Source organism: Nocardioides sp. CFH 31398, from assembly GCF_022436705.1.
Classification (GTDB): Bacteria; Actinomycetota; Actinomycetes; order Propionibacteriales; family Nocardioidaceae; genus Nocardioides.
In genome coordinates this window covers 1-14,923 of record NZ_JAKUHT010000038.1, presented here as the reverse complement: position 1 = coordinate 14,923, position 14,923 = coordinate 1, and the positions used below count along the sequence as shown (strand labels likewise).

The 14,923-nt window shown below is 73.7% G+C and carries 14 protein-coding genes; 12 read left to right on the top strand and 2 right to left on the bottom strand.

Features of this window, described 5'->3' with window-relative positions; all coding sequences use genetic code 11:
* Window positions 1–112: 112 nt before the first annotated feature.
* Window positions 113–2,923: an FAD-binding and (Fe-S)-binding domain-containing protein gene (locus tag MJ876_RS20710; protein WP_240239317.1), complete on the bottom strand. Its 2,811-nt coding sequence runs from the start codon at window positions 2,921–2,923 to the stop codon at window positions 113–115.
* A gap of 79 nt (window positions 2,924–3,002) precedes the next feature.
* Here MJ876_RS20710 and MJ876_RS20705 point away from each other — a divergent pair, with 79 nt between their 5' ends.
* Window positions 3,003–3,323 carry a putative quinol monooxygenase gene (locus MJ876_RS20705; RefSeq protein ID WP_240239316.1) on the top strand — a complete coding sequence of 107 codons (321 nt, stop codon included), beginning with the start codon at window positions 3,003–3,005 and terminating at the stop codon, window positions 3,321–3,323.
* Window positions 3,324–3,338: 15 nt separating this feature from the next.
* Here the strand turns inward: MJ876_RS20705 and MJ876_RS20700 are convergent, their stop codons facing one another.
* Complete coding sequence (locus MJ876_RS20700; RefSeq protein WP_240239315.1) at window positions 3,339–4,145, bottom strand: maleylpyruvate isomerase family mycothiol-dependent enzyme; 807 nt, start codon at window positions 4,143–4,145, stop codon at window positions 3,339–3,341.
* Between the two features lie 134 nt (window positions 4,146–4,279).
* Here MJ876_RS20700 and argC point away from each other — a divergent pair, with 134 nt between their 5' ends.
* The 11 genes from argC to MJ876_RS20645 are packed head-to-tail and all read left to right on the top strand — an operon-like array spanning window position 4,280 to window position 14,584.
* Window positions 4,280–5,308, top strand: a complete 1,029-nt coding sequence (gene argC, locus MJ876_RS20695) for an N-acetyl-gamma-glutamyl-phosphate reductase (RefSeq protein WP_240239314.1) — start codon at window positions 4,280–4,282, stop codon at window positions 5,306–5,308.
* Window positions 5,305–5,721, top strand: a complete 417-nt coding sequence (locus MJ876_RS20690) for an ACT domain-containing protein (protein ID WP_240239312.1) — start codon at window positions 5,305–5,307, stop codon at window positions 5,719–5,721. Before argC ends, MJ876_RS20690 begins: the two co-directional genes overlap by 4 nt.
* Window positions 5,722–5,781: 60 nt before the next feature.
* On the top strand, window positions 5,782–6,933 hold the full coding sequence (argJ, locus tag MJ876_RS20685; RefSeq protein WP_240239310.1) for a bifunctional glutamate N-acetyltransferase/amino-acid acetyltransferase ArgJ: 1,152 nt from the start codon (window positions 5,782–5,784) through the stop codon (window positions 6,931–6,933).
* Between the two features lie 35 nt (window positions 6,934–6,968).
* Window positions 6,969–7,919 (top strand): acetylglutamate kinase, encoded by a 951-nt coding sequence (gene argB / locus MJ876_RS20680; protein WP_240239307.1) that lies wholly within the window; start codon window positions 6,969–6,971, stop codon window positions 7,917–7,919.
* Window positions 7,916–9,118, top strand: coding sequence for an acetylornithine transaminase (locus MJ876_RS20675; protein WP_240239306.1), 1,203 nt, complete (start codon window positions 7,916–7,918; stop codon window positions 9,116–9,118). Before argB ends, MJ876_RS20675 begins: the two co-directional genes overlap by 4 nt.
* The gene (gene argF, locus MJ876_RS20670) at window positions 9,115–10,041 is read left to right on the top strand and encodes an ornithine carbamoyltransferase (protein WP_240239305.1); all 927 of its coding nucleotides are present in this window, start codon (window positions 9,115–9,117) and stop codon (window positions 10,039–10,041) included. The genes MJ876_RS20675 and argF overlap by 4 nt, the downstream gene beginning before the upstream one ends.
* A complete protein-coding gene (locus MJ876_RS20665) occupies window positions 10,038–10,604 on the top strand; it encodes an arginine repressor (RefSeq protein ID WP_240239304.1) in 567 nt (188 codons plus the stop codon). Before argF ends, MJ876_RS20665 begins: the two co-directional genes overlap by 4 nt.
* Entirely contained in the window at window positions 10,601–12,031 is a 1,431-nt protein-coding gene (gene argG / locus MJ876_RS20660; RefSeq protein ID WP_240239303.1) for an argininosuccinate synthase, read from the top strand. Before MJ876_RS20665 ends, argG begins: the two co-directional genes overlap by 4 nt.
* Window positions 12,031–12,564, top strand: coding sequence for an NUDIX hydrolase (locus MJ876_RS20655; RefSeq protein ID WP_240239302.1), 534 nt, complete (start codon window positions 12,031–12,033; stop codon window positions 12,562–12,564). The genes argG and MJ876_RS20655 overlap by 1 nt, the downstream gene beginning before the upstream one ends.
* The gene (gene argH, locus MJ876_RS20650; RefSeq protein ID WP_240239301.1) at window positions 12,561–13,976 is read left to right on the top strand and encodes an argininosuccinate lyase; all 1,416 of its coding nucleotides are present in this window, start codon (window positions 12,561–12,563) and stop codon (window positions 13,974–13,976) included. Before MJ876_RS20655 ends, argH begins: the two co-directional genes overlap by 4 nt.
* Before the next feature lie 2 nt (window positions 13,977–13,978).
* Window positions 13,979–14,584, top strand: coding sequence for a DNA-3-methyladenine glycosylase (locus MJ876_RS20645; RefSeq protein ID WP_240239300.1), 606 nt, complete (start codon window positions 13,979–13,981; stop codon window positions 14,582–14,584).
* Window positions 14,585–14,923: the final 339 nt, after the last annotated feature.

Here is a 14,923-nt window from a genome sequence, read left to right as displayed (position 1 = left end):
CTGTCGAAGGGTGTGACGAGTCGAGGTACGAGGCGAGGAGCCTCGAAACCGGGTGAGGTGTCCGTGGTCGTCTTGCCGGGTTTCGAGGCTCGGCCCTAGCGGGCCTCGCACCTCAACCAGCGGCGGGGGCCGTGACGTCCGCCAGCAGCTCGAGGACGTGGCGGTAGGACTCGCCGGTCGCGCGGGTCATGCCGATCTCGCAGGTGCGGTTCACCGACACGTACGCCGTGCCGGCGGGCAGCGGCATGGCGGCGACCTCCGCCGCCTCGGGGGCGGTGGCCGAGGCGGTGAGCTCGGGGTGGAGCAGACCACGGTCGCCCGCGAACGCGCAGCAGCCCCACGCGTCGGGCACGCGGACGTCGTCCGAGCAGGCCCGCGCCAGGGCCACGAGGTCGTCGGTGGTGCCGAGCGTCGTCGACGCGCACGTCGGGTGGACGACGACGGCGGGCACCGGGCGCGTCACCGTCAGCCGGGCGAGGACCTCGCGGCGCACGAACGTCGTCGCATCCTCGACCGTGACCCCCGCGTCCCCCAGCGAGCGGACGACGCCCTCCGTGCACGACCCCGCGTCGACGAGGACCGGCAGGCGCCCGCCGTCCGTCGCGTGCTCCAGGGAGCCGCGCAGCCGTTCCGCCATCCGCGCGTGGCCGGCCTCGTGGCCCTTCGACGACCAGGGCGTGCCGCAGCACAGCGACGGCAGGTCGGCCGGCGTCCGCAGCCGGACGCCGGCCCGCTCGCAGAGCGCGCGGACGGAGGCGTCGGCGTCCCCGCCGAACATCGTGTGGGTGCAGCTCGTGAACAGCACGGCCTCGGCCGCCGGGTCGTCGAGCACCTCCCGGCGCCTCCCACCCGTTCCGAGGTCGGGATCGGTCAGCGGGACGACGTCCGCCCCGAGCAGGCGGCGACCCAGGCGCGTCGCACCGGCGGCGACACCCGGCACCCTCGAGGCCACCCCCAGGCCGGCCGACGCCGCCCGGGTGGCGACGTCCCAGCGGTCGGCGGCGGCGGTCCAGGCGCGGTCGCCGGGCGGGTCCTGCGCGCGGAGGCGCTTCACGAGCTTCCCGGTGTCGATCAGCACCGGGCACGCCGAGGCGCACATCGAGTCCGCCGCGCAGGTCTCGACGCCGTCGTAGGTGTAGTCGTCGCGCATCGCCTGCGCGACGTCGTGCTCGCCGCGCGCCTCGGCGTCCGCGATCTCACGGCGGGCGACGATGCGCTGCCGCGGTGTCATCGTCAGCGACCGCGACGGGCAGACGGGCTCGCAGAAGCCGCACTCGACGCAGCGGTCGACCTCCTCCTCGACCGGCGGGGCCGTCTTGAGGTCGCGGAGCCACAGGTCGGGGTCGTCGGTCAGCACCGAGCCGGGGTTGAGGACGCCGGTCGGGTCAAAGAGCCGCTTCACCTCGCGCATGACGTCGGTGAGCTCCGCGCCGTACTGCCGCTCGACGAACGGCGCCATGATCCGGCCCGTGCCGTGCTCCGCCTTCAGCGTGCCGCCGAGGCCGAGCACGAGGTCGACCATGTCGGTCGTGAACTCCTCGTAGCGGCGCAGCGCCTTGTCGTCGTCGAAGCGCTCGGCGAGCAGGAAGTGCAGGTTGCCGTCCCGGGCGTGGCCGAAGATCACTGAGCCCTCGTAGGAGTGGTCGCCGAACAACCCGGTCAGGCCACGGCACATCTCGGCGAGGCGCTCGACGGGGACGGCGACGTCCTCCAGCAGCGCGTTCGTGCCCTGCGGTCGGGCGCTGGCCACCGCGGAGTAGAGACCCTTGCGGGTGCGCCACAGCGACGCCCGGGACGCCGGGTCGGTGGTGAGGTCGGCGGCCTCGGTCAGCGGCAGCGCGTCCAGCCCCGGCTGGGCCGCGCGCCGGGCCTCCTCCAGCTCCTCGGCCGTCCCGGCCTGCAGCTCGACGAGCAGGGCGGCGTGGTCGCGGACGTCGAGGCGCGTGATCTGCTCGGGGCACCCGGGGTCGGCCTGGGCGACCCGCAGCGCGGCCGCGTCGAGCATCTCGGCGGTGACGACCCCGGTGGCCAGCAGGTCGGGCACCAGCGTCGCCGCCGTGGCGAGGTCCTCCAGGACCAGGAGCCCCGTCGCGGCGTGGGGGAGGACCGGGACGGTCCGGAAGACCGCAGAGGCCACGAACCCGAGCGTGCCCTCGCTGCCGACCATCAGGCGGGCGAGGATCTCCACCGGGGTGTCGTGGTCGAGGAAGCTGTTCAGGCCGTAGCCCATGGTGTTCTTCAGCGCGAAGAGCCGCTCGATCGTGGCCACCGAGCCGGCGTCGCCGCGCAGCCGGTCGCGCAGGACCACCAGCCCGGCGTGCAGGGCGGGCTCGCGGGCGCGCAGGACCTCGTCGGCGTCCGGCGCCGCGGTGTCGAGGACGGTGCCGCTCGGCAGCACGACCACCATCGACTCGCAGGTGCGGTAGCTGTTGCGCTCGGTCCCGCACTGCATGCCCGAGGAGTTGTTCGCGAGGACGCCACCGAGGGTGCAGGCCACCTCGCTGGCCGGGTCGGGGCCGAGCGCCCGCCGGTGCCGGGCGAGGCGGGTGTTGACGGCGCGGACCGTCGCGCCGGGCTGCACCCGCACCCGGGCGCCGTCGTCCAGGACCTCGATGCCGGTGAAGCCGGCACGGACGTCGACGAGGACGCTGTCCGACAGCGCCTGGCCCGACAGCGACGTGCCGCCGCTGCGGAACGTCAGCGGGACGCCGACCCGCGTGCAGGCCCGCATCACCTCCGACACCTGCCGGAGGTCGCGCGGCGTCGCGAGCGCCTGCGGGTGGAGCAGGTAGTGGGACGCGTCGTGGGCGTGCGTGCGCAGGTCGAGGGCGCGGTCGGACACCTCGACACCGCTGCCGAGCGCCGCCAGCGCCAACGTGAGACGGGGCGCGAGACCAGCAGGACCGACCGTCGTCTGCGTCATGGCCTCAACCTACGCGCGAGGTTGTGAGGTCTGGCACAGTTCCCGTCGTCGGACATTCCCCCGTCGAGAAGGAGACCCCATGATCTTCATCTGCGTCCGCTGGAAGATTAAGCCCGAGTACGCCGACCAGTGGCCCGAGCTGACCCGGACCTACACCGAGGGCACCCGCGCCGAGCCCGGGAACCTCTTCTTCGAGTGGGCACGCAGCGTCGAGGACCCCAACGAGTACGTCCTCATCGAGGGCTTCGCCGACGACGCCGCGGAGGCCCACGTCAACGCCCCGCACTTCAAGAAGGGCCAGGAGGAGCTCCCGCAGTACGTGCAGGAGACCCCGAAGATCCGCAACATGCAGATCCCCGGCGACCACTGGGACGAGCTCGGCGAGTTCGCGGTCGACTGAGGCTCGACCGGCCGCTCAGTCGAGCGGTGTCGCGACGGCGGCGCGGAAGCCCTCGAGGGCGTCCGCGTCGCCGTCCTGCGTCACGGCCGCGCCGTCGGCGCGCCCCCACAGCCACAGGTCGACGTCGGCCGCGGTCCCCCGCACGACGGCGTCGGCGTCCGTGCCCGGGTCGGCCGCGAGCCGGTCGAGGGTGGGCTCGTCGTGGTCGGTCCCCTCGTGCGTGCCGCGGAAGCGTCCGGGGCGCACCCACAGGTCCTGGCCGGTGTCCGTCAGCTCGAGCCGGACGACGTGGGGCCCGGGGTCGACCCGGCCCCACGACGGCACCGCGCCGCCGTACATCACCTCGACGAGCTCGGCCACCCCGTCGGTGGCGAGCGCCGGGTCGACGGGCGAGGTCCGTCCGGCGGTCTGCTCCGCGTCGACCCGGTGCACCAGCGCCTCGTGCGCCTGCCGGCGCAGGACGAAACCCACGCTGTGGTCCTCCGACCAGCTCCAGGCGGGCTCGTCGGCCGCCGCGTCCGCGAGCAGCCCGTCGAGCCGGGTGGCGCGCTCCTCGTGCAGCGCGAGCAGGTCGGCGTACGCCGCGGGTCGCGCCGGGTGGGTGGCCGGGTCGTCGAGGTCACCCGGCTCCTGCGGCCGGTGCTCGACGACCCACGCCCAGAAGAAGAGGACGTCGGCGTGGTGCCACAGCAGGTCGGCGGCGTCCCAGTCACCGCACGCGGGCACCCGGGCGGACTCCTCGGTCGCGGAGAGCGTCTCGCGCAGGCGGGCGCTGTCGGCGGCGAGGTGTCGCCGGTAGTCGATGGCGCTCAGGCGGGTCATCGACCCACCGTAGGACCCTCGACCGGCCGGGCGGGCCCGTTCGCCGGCACGGTGGCGCGCGGGCGCCGGGACTGCCAGGCTGGGGAGCACCCTGCCGACTCATCGCCATGCACTGCTGTGTATAGTCATGCGACATGACGGTGAGGGTGGCGGTGGCCGGGGCCAGTGGGTACGCCGGCGGTGAGGTGCTGCGGCTGCTGCTCGCGCACCCCGAGGTGGAGATCGGTGCCCTGACGGGCGGGTCCAACGCGGGGGAGACGCTCGGTGCGCTGCAGCCGCACCTGGTGCCGCTCGCCGACCGGGTCCTCGAGGAGACCTCGCCGGAGACCCTGGCCGGGCACGACGTCGTCGTCCTGGGCCTGCCGCACGGGCAGTCCGGCCCGATCGCCGCGGCGCTGGACGACGACGTGCTCGTCGTCGACTGCGGCGCCGACTACCGGCTCTCCGACGCCGCCGACTGGGAGGCCTTCTACGGCGGCGAGCACGCCGGCACCTGGCCCTACGGCATCCCCGAGCTCCCCGGCCAGCGCGAGGTCCTGCGCGGCACCAAGCGCGTGGCGGTGCCCGGCTGCTACCCGACGGTGTCCTCCCTGGCCGCGCTGCCCGCGGTCGCCGACGGCCTCGTCGACCCGGACGTCGTCGTTGTCGCCGCCTCGGGCACCTCCGGCGCCGGCAAGAAGCCCGCGCCGCACCTCCTCGGCAGCGAGGTGATGGGCAGCGCCTCGGCGTACGGCGTCGGCGGCGTGCACCGGCACACCCCCGAGATCACCCAGAACCTCCGCGCGGTCACCGACGAGAAGGTCACCGTCAGCTTCACGCCGATGCTGGTGCCGATGTCGCGGGGGATCCTCGCGACCGTCTCCGCCCCGGCTCGCGCGGGCGTGACCCCCGACGACGTCCGTGCGTCGTACGCGAAGGCCTACGACGCCGAGCCGTTCGTCCACCTGCTGGCCGAGGGCCGCTGGCCCGCCACCCAGTCGGTGCTCGGCTCGAACGCCGTCCATCTCCAGGTCGCGCTCGACGAGGCCGCGCGCCGCGTCGTCGTCGTCGGCGCGATCGACAACCTCGCCAAGGGCACCGGCGGCGCCGCCGTCCAGTGCATGAACCTCGCCCTCGGTCTCGACGAGACCCTCGGCCTGACCAGCGTCGGGGTGGCCCCGTGAACGACGAGGCACCGCAGACGGCGGCCCGGACCCTCCACGTCTTCCCCGAGACCCTCGCGATCGTCCGGCTCGGCCCGGGCGCCGACCTGCCGCCGTGGGCGGAGGCGTCCTCGATCCTCTCCGTCACCGCGACGGCGACGGAGACCTCCGTGATCTGCGCCGGCCGCGACGTCCCGCGCAAGGTCCCGGCCCACCGCGGCTACCGCGCGTTCGTGGTCGCCGGCGTGCTCGACCCGGCCGAGGTCGGGGTCCTGCACGCCCTCCTCGGGCCGCTGGTGGAGGAGCGGATCGGGGTCATGACCGTCTCGACCCACGACACGGACTGGCTGCTCGTGCCGGCGGACGACGCCGAGCGGGCGGCAGAGGCGTGGCGACGATCCGGGCACACCGTCGAGCCCGCCCCCGTCGGCTGACCCCCGGTCCAGCCCCGGTCCAGCCCCGCACCAGCCCCGCACCAGCCAGGAGATCCACCAGTGAGCATCACCACCCCCGTCGGCTTCACCGCCGCCGGCGTCGCCGCCGGCCTGAAGTCGACCGGCGCCAAGGACGTCGCCCTGGTCGTCAACGCCGGTCCCACCTTCGACTCCGCGAGCGTCTTCACCGCCAACCGCTGCCGGGCCAACCCGGTGCTGTGGAGCGAGAAGGTCGTCGCCGACGGCACGGTCCGCGCCGTCTTCCTCAACTCCGGCGGCGCCAACTGCTACACCGGCCCCGAGGGGTTCCAGACCACCCACGCCGTCGCCGAGCGGGTCGCCGAGCACCTCGGCATCGGCGCCCTCGACGTCGTCGTCTGCTCCACCGGACTGATCGGGCTGACCAACGACCGGGACGTCGTCCTCGCGGGGGCGGACGCCGCTCACGCCGCGCTGTCGCCCGACGGCGGGGACGACGCGGCGCACGCGATCATGACCACCGACTCGAAGGCCAAGCAGGTCGTCGTCGAGGGCGCCGGCTGGAGCATCGGCGGCATGGCCAAGGGCGCGGGCATGCTCGCCCCGCAGCTCGCCACGATGCTCGTGGTCCTCACCACGGACGCCGTGGTGCCCCACGACGTGCTCGACGCCGCGCTGCGTGCCTCGACCGCGGTCAGCTTCGACCGCCTCGACTCCGACGGGTGCATGTCGACCAACGACACCGTCACGGTGATGGCCAGCGGCGCCAGCGGCATCACGCCGACCGCCGAGGACTTCACCGCCGCGCTCACCCAGGCCTGCACCGACCTCGCGATGCAGCTGCTCAGCGACGCCGAGGGCTCCGACCACGACATCGCCATCACCGTGCTCGGCGCGGCCAGCACCGACGACGCCGTGGAGGTCGGTCGCAGCATCGCGCGCAGCAACCTGTTCAAGGCCGCCGTCTTCGGCAAGGACCCGAACTGGGGCCGCGTGCTCGCCAGCGTCGGCACGACGTCCGCGGCGTTCGACCCGCTCGACCTCGACGTCGCCATGAACGGCGTCTGGGTCTGCCGCGAGTCGACCCCCCACGAGGACCCGGCCGGCGTCGACCTGTCCGGCCGCGAGGTCACCGTGACCGTGGACCTCAAGTCCGGCTCGGAGCGGGCGACGGTGTGGACCAACGACCTCACCCACGCCTACGTGCACGAGAACAGCGCGTACAGCTCGTGAGCGCCGCCCCCAGCCCGGAGACGCAGGAGCAGGACATGCCCGACACATCCAGCACCCCCGAGGCGGCCAAGGCCGCGACCCTGGCCGCGGCCCTGCCGTGGCTGAAGGAGTACAACGGCAAGGTCGTCGTCATCAAGTACGGCGGCAACGCCATGACCGACGACGTCCTCAAGCAGGCGTTCGCGGAGGACATCGCCTTCCTCCGCTTCGCCGGCTTCAAGCCCGTCGTCGTCCACGGCGGCGGCCCCCAGATCTCCCAGATGCTCGACCGGCTCGGCATCGAGTCCGAGTTCCGCGGCGGTCTGCGCGTGACCACGCCCGAGGCCATGGACGTCGTCCGCATGGTCCTGGTCGGCCAGGTGCAGCGCGAGCTCGTGGGCCTCGTCAACGAGCACGGCCCGCTCGCGGTCGGGCTCTCCGGCGAGGACGCCGGCCTGTTCACCGCCAAGGCGACCAACACGGTCGTCGACGGGGAGGAGGTCGACCTGGGCCTGGTCGGCGAGGTCGCCAGCGTGCGCCCCGAGGCGGTCGTCGACCTCCTGGACGCCGGCCGCGTCCCGGTCATCTCGAGCGTCGCGCCCGACGCCGACGGCCAGGTCCACAACGTCAACGCCGACACGGCCGCGGCGGCGCTCGCGGTCGCGCTCGGCGCCGCCAAGCTGCTGGTGCTCACCGACGTCGAGGGCCTCTACCGCGACTGGCCGGCGAGCGACGACGTCATCGGCGAGATCAACCCCGAGGCGCTGGCCCGGCTGCTGCCGGACCTCGCCAGCGGCATGGTCCCGAAGATGACCGCCTGCATGCAGGCGGTCCGCGACGGCGTCCCGAAGGCGACGGTCGTCGACGGCCGCGAGCCCCACTCCGTCCTCCTCGAGCTGTTCACCGACGAGGGCATCGGCACGCAGGTCCTGCCCGGGGTCGCCACCCGCACCCGCAAGGCCAAGGAGAAGCCCGTGGACAAGGCAGCGAAGGGGGCGCAGGCATGACCACCTGGACCGAGAGGTACGCCGGCGCGCTGATGAACACCTTCGGCCCGCCGAAGATGGCGCTCGTCCGCGGTGAGGGCGCCCACGTGTGGGACGAGCACGGCACCGAGTACGTCGACTTCCTCGGCGGCATCGCGGTCAACACGCTCGGCCACGCCCACCCCGGCCTGGTCAAGGCCCTGTCCGAGCAGGTCGCCACCCTCGGCCACGTCTCGAACTTCTTCACCACGCCCGCCCAGGTCGAGCTCGCCGAGCGGCTGCTCGCCCTCCTCGTGCCGGACGCCGAGGGCCGGGTCTTCTTCTGCTCCACCGGCGCCGAGGCCAACGAGGCGGCCCTCAAGCTGAGCCGGTTGACCGGTCGCAGCCATGTGGTCGCGATGGAGGAGGCCTTCCACGGCCGCACCATGGGCAGCCTGTCGCTGACCGCGAAGGCCGCCTACCGCGAGCCCTTCGAGCCGCTGCCCGGCGGCGTCACCTGGGTGCCGTTCGGGGACGCCGACGCGCTGGCCGCCGCCGTCACCGACGAGACCGCCGCCGTCGTCATCGAGCCCCTCCAGGGCGAGGCGGGCGTCAACGTCGCCCCGACGGAGTACCTCCGGGCCGCCCGCCGGATCACCACCGAGGCCGGGGCGCTGCTGTGGTTCGACGAGGTGCAGAGCGGCATGGGCCGCACCGGCTCCTGGCTCGCCAGCCACCCCTCCGGTGTCGTGCCGGACCTCGTCACCCTCGCCAAGGGCCTCGGCGGCGGCATGCCCATCGGCGCCCTGATCGGGGTGGGCGAGGCCGCCTCGATGTTCGACCCCGGCCAGCACGGGACGACGTTCGGCGGCAACCCGCTGTCGTGCTCGGCTGCCCTCGCGGTGCTCGAGGCCATCGAGTCCGAGGGCCTGCTGGAGCGCGCCACGGTCGTGGGCGACCGGCTGCGTGCCGGGCTCGCCGAGGACCCGCGCGTCGTCGACGTCCGCGGCGTCGGCGTGCTCGTCGGGCTGTCGCTCGCCGAGGAGAAGGCCCCCGCCGTGGTGGCCGCCGCCCAGGACGCCGGGTTCGTCCTCAACGCGACCGGTCCGCGCCGGGTGCGTCTCGCACCGCCCCTGGTCGTCACCGACGCCGACGTCGACGCGCTCATCGGCGCGTGGCCGGGCATCCTCGACGCCGCCGAGGTCGGGTCCCCCGACGGCCCGGGGGAGGGGTCCGGGTGAGGCACTTTCTGCGCGACGACGACCTCAGCCCCGAGGAGCAGGCCGAGGTCCTCGACCTCGCGGCCGCCCTGAAGGCGGCGCCCTTCGACAGCACGCCGCTGGCCGGGCCCCGCTCGGTGGCGATGATCTTCGACAAGCCGACCCTGCGGACCCAGACGTCCTTCGCGGCCGGGATCGCCGAGCTCGGGGGCAACCCGATGCTCGTCGAGGGCCGCCTCGCCGGCATCGGGGTGCGCGAGTCCGTCGAGGACGTCGCCCGGGTGCTCGGGCGGCAGGTCGCCGTGGTCGTCTGGCGGACCTTCTTCCAGTCCGACCTCGACACCATGGCCCAGTGGGCCGGTGTGCCCGTCGTCAACGCCCTGACCGACGACTTCCACCCGTGCCAGCTGATCGCCGATCTGCTGACGATCCGCGAGCACGCCGGTGAGCCGGCGGGCAAGCGGGTCGCGTTCGTCGGGGACGGCGCCTGCAACATGGCGAGCTCGTGGCTGCTGGCCGGTGCCACCGCCGGCATGCACGTCACCGTCTCCGCGCCCGACGGCTACCAGCCCACCGACGAGCTCCTCGCCCGTGCGGACGAGATCGGCGGGTCCACCGGCGGTTCCGGCCGGGTGGTGGTCGACCCGGTCGAGGCCGTGAGCGGCGCCGACGTCGTCGTCACCGACACGTGGGTCTCGATGGGCAAGGAGCTCGAGGAGCGGGCCCGCGCCAAGGCCCTCGGGCCCTGGTCGCTGACCCCCGAGCTGCTCGCGCACGCCGCCGAGGACGCGCTGGTCCTGCACTGCCTGCCCGCCCACCGCGGGCAGGAGATCAGCGACGAGGTCCTCGAGGGCCCGCAGAGCGTCGTGTGGGACGAGGCCGAGAACCGCCGCCACGCCCAGAAGGCGGTGCTGGCCTGGCTGCTCGAGCGGGCCGCGTCATGAACGACGGCGCCCTCACGCCGATGACCAAGAGCGCGCGCCAGCAGCTCGTCGTCGACCTCCTCCAGCTGCACGACGTCCGGTCGCAGACCGAGCTCGCCGACCTGCTCGCCACCCGGGGGGTGTCGGTCACCCAGGCGACGCTGAGCCGCGACCTGCTCGACCTGGACGCGGTGAAGATCCGCACCCGCGAGGGCAGCCTCGTGTACGCCGTCCCCGCCGAGGGCGGCGACCGGACGCCCGCCGTGACCGAGAGCGCGGCCGCCGGCAGCCGGCTGGCGCGCCTGTGCGGCGACCTGCTCGTCAGCGCCGACGCCAGCGCGAACCTCTGCGTCCTGCGGACCCCGCCCGGGGCCGCCCAGTTCCTCGCCAGCGCGTTCGACCGGGCCGAGCTCGGCGACGTCCTCGGCACCATCGCCGGCGACGACACCCTGCTCGTCATCAGCCGCGACCCGGAGGGGGGAGCGGAGCTCGCCCGACGATTCCTGGCGCTCGCGAACCGCGCGGGCGCCGCCCCCTCCCACCCCAGCACCGAGATCCCGACTCCCAGGAGCCAGCACGCATGAGCAAGGTCCTCGACACCCTCCCCGTCGGCGAGAAGGTCGGCATCGCCTTCTCCGGCGGCCTCGACACCTCCGTCGCGGTCGCGTGGATGCGCGAGAACGGCGCCGTCCCCTGCTGCTACACCGCCGACATCGGCCAGTACGACGAGTCCGACATCGCCGGCGTCCCGCACCGCGCGACCGAGTACGGCGCCGAGATCGCCCGCGCCGTCGACATCCGCCTCCCGCTCGTCGAGGAGGGCTTCGCCGCCATGGCGTGCGGCGCGTTCCACATCCGCTCCGGCGGGCGCACCTACTTCAACACCACCCCGCTGGGCCGCGCGGTGACCGGGACGATGCTGGTCCGCGCCATGGCCGAGGACGGCGTCGACATCTGGGGCGACGGGTCGACGTACAAGGGCAACGACATCGAGCGCTTCTACCGCTACGGCCTCATGGCGAACCCGGGTCTGCGGATCTACAAGCCGTGGCTCGACGCCGCCTTCGTGACGCAGCTCGGAGGTCGCGCCGAGATGAGCCAGTGGCTGACCGAGCGGGGGCTGCCCTACCGCGACAGCCAGGAGAAGGCGTACTCGACCGACGCCAACATCTGGGGGGCCACCCACGAGGCGAAGACCCTCGAGCACCTCGACGTCTCGCTCGAGACGGTCGAGCCGATCATGGGCGTGAAGTTCTGGGACCCCTCGGTCGCGATCGAGACCGAGGACGTCACCCTGCGCTTCCACGAGGGTCGCCCCGTGGCGATCAACGGCACGACGTACGACGACCCGGTGGCGCTGGTCGACGAGGCGAACCGCATCGGCGGTCGCCACGGGCTCGGCATGAGCGACCAGATCGAGAACCGCATCATCGAGGCGAAGTCGCGCGGCATCTACGAGGCACCCGGCATGGCGCTGCTGTGGGCGGCGTACGAGCGGCTCGTCAACGCCGTCCACAACGAGGACACCATCGCCTGGTACCACTCCGAGGGACGCAAGCTCGGCCGGCTCCTCTACGAGGGCAAGTGGCTCGACCCCCAGGCGCTGATGATCCGCGAGGCCGTCCAGCGCTGGATCGCCTCGCTGGTCAGCGGCGAGGTCGTCCTGCGCCTGCGGCGCGGCGAGGACTACACGGTCCTCTCGACCGAGGGCCGGAACTTCAGCTACCACCCCGACAAGCTGTCCATGGAGCGCACCGAGAACGCCGCGTTCGGCCCGAACGACCGCATCGGGCAGCTCACGATGCGCAACCTCGACATCGCCGACTCCCGCGACAAGCTCGAGCAGTACGCCGGACAGCCGCTCGACCAGGGTCACGTGCTCGTCGAGAACGGCACCCTGTACGGCGAGCTGCTCCCCGGTGGGTACGACCGGATCACCCGCAACCCGGCCGCGGCCGACCCCGCCGACGAGGCGCTGGACGCGGCCGCGATGGAGTACGGCACCGACTGATGACCACCCCCGGCGCGGACGGGTCCGCCCGGATCCGACGCACCACGGCACGCGTGCTGCCCGTCAGCGACGACGGCGCCGTGCTGCTGGTGCAGGACCACGACCCCGCCCACCCCGACGCGCTCCGCTGGGGGAGCGTCGGCGGTGGCGTCGACCCGGGGGAGTCGCCCGAGCGCGCCGCCGTCCGGGAGCTCCACGAGGAGACCGGGGTCGTGGCGGTGCCCGCCCAGCTCATCGGCCCGGTGCACGCGCAGGAGGCCGAGTACTCCTTCGCCGGGCTCGCCTACCGCGCCGCCTCGACGTACTGGGCCCTGCACCTGGAGCGCGGCGTGCCGACGAGCCTCGACCACCTGGCCCCCGACGAGGTGGGTCACGTCTTCGCCCTCGACTGGTGGACGCCGGAGCAGCTCGAGGCGCCGGAGGCCCCGGCGTACGCCGACGACCACCTGCCCGAGATCATGCGTGCGGCGGTCGTCGCCGTCCTCGGCGGCGGGACCCGCGACGCCCACGACCACGAGAAGGACATCCGATGAGCGGCACCGGCACCGGCAAGCTGTGGGGAGCCCGTTTCGCGGGCGGGCCCTCGCCCGAGCTGGAGGCGCTGTCGCGCTCGACGCACTTCGACTGGCGCCTGGTGCCCTACGACCTCGCGGGGTCCAGGGCGCACGCCCGCGTCCTGCACGGCGCCGGCCTGCTCACGGACGCCGACCGCGACGCCCTGCTCGCGGGGCTCGACCGGCTGGGGGAGTCGTACGACGCGGGGACGTTGCGGCCCGACCCCTCCGACGAGGACGTCCACGGCGCGCTGGAGCGGCTGCTGCTCGTCGAGGTGGGGGAGGACGTCGGCGGCCGGCTGCGGGCGGGCCGCTCCCGCAACGACCAGGTCGCGACCCTCTTCCGGGCGTTCCTGCGCGACCACGCCCGGACCGTCGCCGGCCTCCTGCTCGACCTCGTCGACGCGCTGGTGGAGCAGGCGACGACGCACCTGGGTGCGGTGATGCCGGGGCGCACGCACCTGCAGCACGCGCAGCCGGTGCTGCTCTCGCACCACCTGCTCGCCCACGCGTGGCCGCTGCTGCGTGACGTCGAGCGGTTGCGCGACTGGGACGTCCGGACCGCCGCCGGCTCGCCGTACGGGTCGGGCGCGCTGGCGGGCTCCACCCTCGGGCTCGACCCGGAGGCGGTGGCCCACGACCTCGGGTTCACCGGGTCGACCGCGAACTCGATCGACGGGACGGCCGCCCGGGACTTCGTGGCCGAGTTCGCGTTCGTCGCCGCGATGGCGGGCGTCGACGTCAGCCGGCTGGCCGAGGAGGTCATCCTCTGGGCCACCAAGGAGTTCGGCTTCGTGCGTCTGCACGACAGCTGGTCGACGGGGTCGTCGATCATGCCCCAGAAGAAGAACCCCGACATCGCCGAGCTCGCCCGGGGCAAGGCCGGGCGTCTCCTCGGCAACCTCACCGGGCTGATGGCCACGCTGAAGGCGCTGCCGCTGGCCTACAACCGCGACCTCCAGGAGGACAAGGAGCCGGTCTTCGACTCGGTCGACACCCTCGAGGTGCTCCTGCCCGCGGTGACCGGGATGGTCGCCACGCTGGAGTTCGAGGTCGACCGGATGGCCGAGCTCGCCCCCCAGGGGTTCTCGCTCGCGACCGACGTGGCGGAGTGGCTGGTGCGCGAGGGGGTCCCGTTCCGGGTCGCGCACGAGGTCGCCGGCTCGTGCGTCCGGCGGTGCGAGGAGCTGGGCTGCGAGCTGTCGGACCTGAGCCCGGAGGACCTGGCCGCGATCGACGAGCGCCTGACCCCCGCGGTGCGGGAGGTCCTCACCGTCGAGGGGTCCGTCGCGTCCCGGTCGGCACGCGGTGGGACGGCGCCGGCCCGGGTCGGCGAGCAGCTCGACGAGGCCCGTGCCGCTGCCGCGTCGCTGCGGTCCGCCCTGGCCTGAGCGTGCCCGGCACCCCGGAGCTCGAGCCGATCCTGTCCGGTCCGCCGACCGAGGTGGCGCCACGCCTGCTCGGGGCGGTGCTGCGTCACGCCGGGGTGGCGGTCCGGCTGACCGAGGTCGAGGCGTACGCCGGCGCCGACGACCCGGGATCCCACGCCTACCGCGGGCGGACGCCCCGCACGGCCGTGATGTTCGGCCCGCCGGGACGCCTCTACGTGTACTTCACCTACGGGATGCACCACTGCGCGAACGTGGTCTGCGGCCCGGACGGGACGGCGTCGGCCGTGCTGCTCCGCGCGGGGGAGGTGGTCGAGGGCATCGACCTGGCGCGCGAGCGCCGTCCCCGCAGCTCGGACCGGGACCTCGCCCGGGGCCCGGCCCGGTTGTGCCGGGCGCTGGCGATCGACGGGGAGCAGGACGGTGCCGACCTCACGGCCGGCCCCGTCCTCGAACCGGCGGCCGCGGTGGCGCCCGACCGGGTGCGCACCGGGCCCCGGGTCGGGCTGCGCCAGGCACCCGATCGGCCGTGGCGCTACTGGCTGGACGCGGAGCCGACAGTCTCGGCCTACCGGCCCGCAGCCCCTCTGAGGCGGCGTCCTGCCCCGTAGGACGGGCGATCTCGTCGGAGGGGGACCCCCCGTTTTGGGGTCTCACCGCAGGGCTGCTAAGTTTTTCCATGTCGCCGCGAGCGGCCCCGAGAGGGGCGAAGCGGCGGCCGCCTCTCTCGCTGGGGGGCCGGGATTGACCGCGTCACGCGGCTCCGGTAACTTAGCGGAGGCCCTGCTGAGGGTGTTGCTCCCTGAGGGAGTGGATTGCAGCCTGGGTGTGTTGTTTGAGAACTCAACAGTGTGTCATTCATATGATGATGAATTAGTTTGTATGCCCTTTCGATTCTTCGTTTGGGTTTGCTAGTTGTTTTGTTTTGCTATGGGTATGGATTTTCCATG

Coding starts and splice junctions, on each gene's coding strand:
- MJ876_RS20700 (WP_240239315.1), bottom strand. CDS start 4,145: ATGACCCGCCTGAGCGCCATCGACTACCGGCGACACCTCGCCGCCGAC.
- argC (WP_240239314.1), top strand. CDS start 4,280: ATGACGGTGAGGGTGGCGGTGGCCGGGGCCAGTGGGTACGCCGGCGGT.
- argH (WP_240239301.1), top strand. CDS start 12,561: ATGAGCGGCACCGGCACCGGCAAGCTGTGGGGAGCCCGTTTCGCGGGC.
- MJ876_RS20710 (WP_240239317.1), bottom strand. CDS start 2,923: ATGACGCAGACGACGGTCGGTCCTGCTGGTCTCGCGCCCCGTCTCACG.
- MJ876_RS20665 (WP_240239304.1), top strand. CDS start 10,038: ATGAACGACGGCGCCCTCACGCCGATGACCAAGAGCGCGCGCCAGCAG.
- MJ876_RS20675 (WP_240239306.1), top strand. CDS start 7,916: ATGACCACCTGGACCGAGAGGTACGCCGGCGCGCTGATGAACACCTTC.
- argB (WP_240239307.1), top strand. CDS start 6,969: ATGCCCGACACATCCAGCACCCCCGAGGCGGCCAAGGCCGCGACCCTG.
- MJ876_RS20705 (WP_240239316.1), top strand. CDS start 3,003: ATGATCTTCATCTGCGTCCGCTGGAAGATTAAGCCCGAGTACGCCGAC.
- argG (WP_240239303.1), top strand. CDS start 10,601: ATGAGCAAGGTCCTCGACACCCTCCCCGTCGGCGAGAAGGTCGGCATC.
- MJ876_RS20655 (WP_240239302.1), top strand. CDS start 12,031: ATGACCACCCCCGGCGCGGACGGGTCCGCCCGGATCCGACGCACCACG.